This is a genomic window from Pseudoflavonifractor capillosus, from assembly GCF_016899775.1.
Lineage (GTDB): Bacteria > Bacillota > Clostridia > Oscillospirales > Oscillospiraceae > Lawsonibacter.
On sequence record NZ_JACJJE010000114.1, the window covers coordinates 1 to 2,875 of the forward strand.

Genomic DNA, 2,875 nt, shown 5'->3' on the forward strand with positions numbered 1-2,875 from the left:
CCGGATGGAACAGCCCTTCCGAAACAGCCGCTTGGGGGGCTGTCTCAGATCGTCAATGGTGTAATAAGAAATTTCCATTTCAGTTCCTCATTTCATCGTCATGTCGGTGGAGAATGCGGGCTGTTCCTGGCCGCGCAGCTCCTCCAGCTTTTCGGCGGCCCAGTCTGGGAGGTATTCCTCTTTGAGCACGCCGATAAAATCCGTCCGGTTCCAGCGGGTCATCTCTCCGTCCCCCAGGCAGGTACAGCGGACGGAGCGGCCAATGGCGTGGGGGGTGCACCCAAATCCGTCGTGGGCGTACCAGAGCTGGGCCTGGGGCGTCCAGTAGGACTCCTTCAGAATATCCGGTGAGAGCACCAGCACCTTCCCTTCATAATCCAGGCTGGAGTAAGAATTTGGTTTGCACTGCTCCGGGCCGAAGAGCCCAAGCTCCTGATATATCTTGCGGTATTGATCCACCACCCCGTCCAGCACAGCGGGGTGGCTGGTCACCACAAATTCCGGGCCGTGCTGTTTGTCCCAGGGGATGGGAAATTGCTCCGCCCACGCCTTGTTCTTGGGGCTGAACCGGCCGTCCCACTCCAACTGCTGGAGGGTGTTGGCCAGTACCCAGGCCGTCCGCTTGTAGCCAAACTCTTGGAATACTTCAGTCAGACAGTCGTTGTCTAGGCGAGAACCGTCAAAGTGCTGCCGGACGGCCTTCTCTATGGTCTCCTTGCAGGCGATATTCGCCCGGTGGCTGGCCCGCCACAGGGACAGCTCGTCCCGGCGGCGGGCCTCCTCGGAGGAATAGGGATAGAGATAAACATCATTCATCCTCAGACTCCTCCAAAACCAGAAGCATTCTCAGACCGTCCGGGTCCGCGCCGCAGTCCACCAAAGCCTCGATCATAGTCTCGTCAAATTGGTTCAGCGGGTCTTCACGCTCCTCGGGCTGGCTGGCCATCTCCTGACTGGCTTCCACCAGCTGCCGCATCAGATCAACCGTGACCTGTTTCAGAAGAGTAGCCGTCTGGATTGTCTCTCTCGTGGAAAGATGGTCATGGCTTAAAAGAATGCACCCCTCGTCAGTCTGGATGGTAAGATCTTCCCTGTCAGCCAAACCGGCGATCTGCATGACGGAATAGGGGATCTTCTGGAGCTTGTTGCTGGGGTCTCGGTGTAAATTGAATTTCATGGCATGTTCCTCCTAAAAGTAAGATTTATGCGCTCAAACCAGGTTCATGGATCAGTTCATAGTGCAGGTCGTCCTCGTCGGCTTCCTCCCAACCTGGGAAGAGAGTGAGCTGACGGCCGTCTCCCTCCGTTTTGCGGGGGTCGTAGTTGGTGATGATAAGCTCCTCATATTCGTTGTCCGCAGTCTGGGACATGCTGTTGGGCCGTGTGGTGTAGAAGATATAAAACTCCTGATAGAGTTCCAGAATGTAAGGACAGCAGTTGTAGGACACCATGACATATCCCTGACAGTTCAGAAGCACGTCGTGGAGCCGCTGGTGGTCCTCTTTGGGAAACTCCACTTCATAGCAGCTCTCCGCTTCAAAATAAGGGGGATCGCAGTAAAAGAAGGCGTTCTTCCGGTCATACTGCAGGATCAGGCTCTCAAAGTCCTTGTTTTCAATGACAACACTGGCCAGCCGGCGGGAGCACTCCCAGATCAGGTAAAAGAAACGCCGGAGGTCACAGGACCGGCCGGCAAATGATTTTCCACCGCCGCTGAAGCTGTATCGGATCAGCTTGAAGTAATCAGCTGCCCGGCGGACGTCACCCCGGGGAGAGCGCTCCAGCATCAGCTTCCGGATGGTCTCCCGCTGAGGCGGTTCCAGGTAGATTTGGGTCAGCTCCAGTTCTTCCTCCAGGTAGTCGTCTGTAAACTCATCCTTGGAGAAGAATTTATACAGGACATTGAAGTCGTCTCTGGAGTTGAGGGGAAGAAACCCCAGCTCCTTCAGCAGGGCCAGGGTTCGGTTTTTCACACAGCAGAATAGATTGGTCAGATTGCTGTTGTAGTCGTTGTAGACCTCCAGGCACCCCTTGCGGAGGGGGCGGCCGAGGGTAACCGTTCCACTGCCGCCAAACACGTCGATAAAGCGGGGGTACCAGGGCGGGGCCAGCCTTCGAATTAGCCGGAGAAGCTTCCCTTTTCCACCTACCCACGGGATAAAGGGCTTGGCGATAAGGCCTCACCTCCCCACCGGAAAGTCGTCTAAGGATCGCTCCAGGCCTCGGATCGCCGCGTCCAAACCAGCGCGCATTTTCTTCAGATTCTGGATTGTGGCATAGACTTCTCCCGCGGTCTGCGCATAAAAATAGCCAGTCTGGTCGCTGGCGATGGGTTTGTTCTGCTGCCGCAGACGATTCACCAGCTTCCGTAACTCTGTGCCGCTGAGATTCAGAGTCCGTTCCAGCTCCTTCCCGCCAACACGATAGTCTCGGCCGGAGCATGCGCCCTCTAAATAGGCCAACAGCCGTTCTTCTCGGTTCATTTCTCATCCTTTCCGGGACCTGCTTTCCCGAAAAAGGGCACAAAAAAGAGGGGCCGTCTGCCCCTTTCGGGAAAACGGCCCCTCGTGTTTTTAGTCAATTTGATTTTCCTGTTTGGCAGTTACATCATCCCCATCGTCTGGAATGGTCCCTGCTTCGGCTGGCTGTACTCAAAGATCAGATCACCTCCATTCCATGCCGCATAGCCGTGTTCGGTAACGGAGAGCCCATGTTGTTTCATATATGTCTCAGCGTAGGCTCTGCTGTCAAAGCAGTCCGCCAGCAGACCTGTCTTGGGGATGATACCGTCCCGTATGGCCAGCTCCCGGCCATACTCCGCCAAATCCACACCTCGAGGGATGACGGCGTAATGCTGAAGGTTCTGTGCATAGTC

Annotated in this window: 4 protein-coding genes and 1 pseudogene; all 5 read right to left on the minus strand. The window is 55.8% G+C overall.

Features of this window, described 5'->3' with window-relative positions; genetic code table 11:
- Window positions 1-87: 87 nt before the first annotated feature.
- Entirely contained in the window at window positions 88-816 is a 729-nt protein-coding gene (locus tag H6B31_RS16405) for a DUF3849 domain-containing protein (protein ID WP_204899484.1), read from the minus strand.
- Window positions 809-1,177, minus strand: coding sequence for a hypothetical protein (locus H6B31_RS16410; RefSeq protein WP_204899485.1), 369 nt, complete (start codon window positions 1,175-1,177; stop codon window positions 809-811). Before H6B31_RS16410 ends, H6B31_RS16405 begins: the two co-directional genes overlap by 8 nt.
- A 25-nt stretch (window positions 1,178-1,202) precedes the next feature.
- Entirely contained in the window at window positions 1,203-2,174 is a 972-nt protein-coding gene (locus H6B31_RS16415) for a DNA adenine methylase (protein WP_346014112.1), read from the minus strand.
- A gap of 6 nt (window positions 2,175-2,180) precedes the next feature.
- Window positions 2,181-2,483 carry a hypothetical protein gene (locus tag H6B31_RS16420; RefSeq protein ID WP_191437501.1) on the minus strand — a complete coding sequence of 101 codons (303 nt, stop codon included), beginning with the start codon at window positions 2,481-2,483 and terminating at the stop codon, window positions 2,181-2,183.
- 119 nt (window positions 2,484-2,602) lie between these two features.
- Window positions 2,603-2,875, minus strand: a pseudogene (locus H6B31_RS16425) (hypothetical protein); the annotation flags it as partial.

What these genes read in the sequence shown, in the direction of transcription:
- H6B31_RS16405 (WP_204899484.1), bottom strand. Translation starts at nt 816, where the DNA reads ATGAATGATGTTTATCTCTATCCCTATTCCTCCGAGGAGGCCCGCCGC.
- H6B31_RS16410 (WP_204899485.1), bottom strand. Translation starts at nt 1,177, where the DNA reads ATGAAATTCAATTTACACCGAGACCCCAGCAACAAGCTCCAGAAGATC.
- H6B31_RS16420 (WP_191437501.1), bottom strand. Translation starts at nt 2,483, where the DNA reads ATGAACCGAGAAGAACGGCTGTTGGCCTATTTAGAGGGCGCATGCTCC.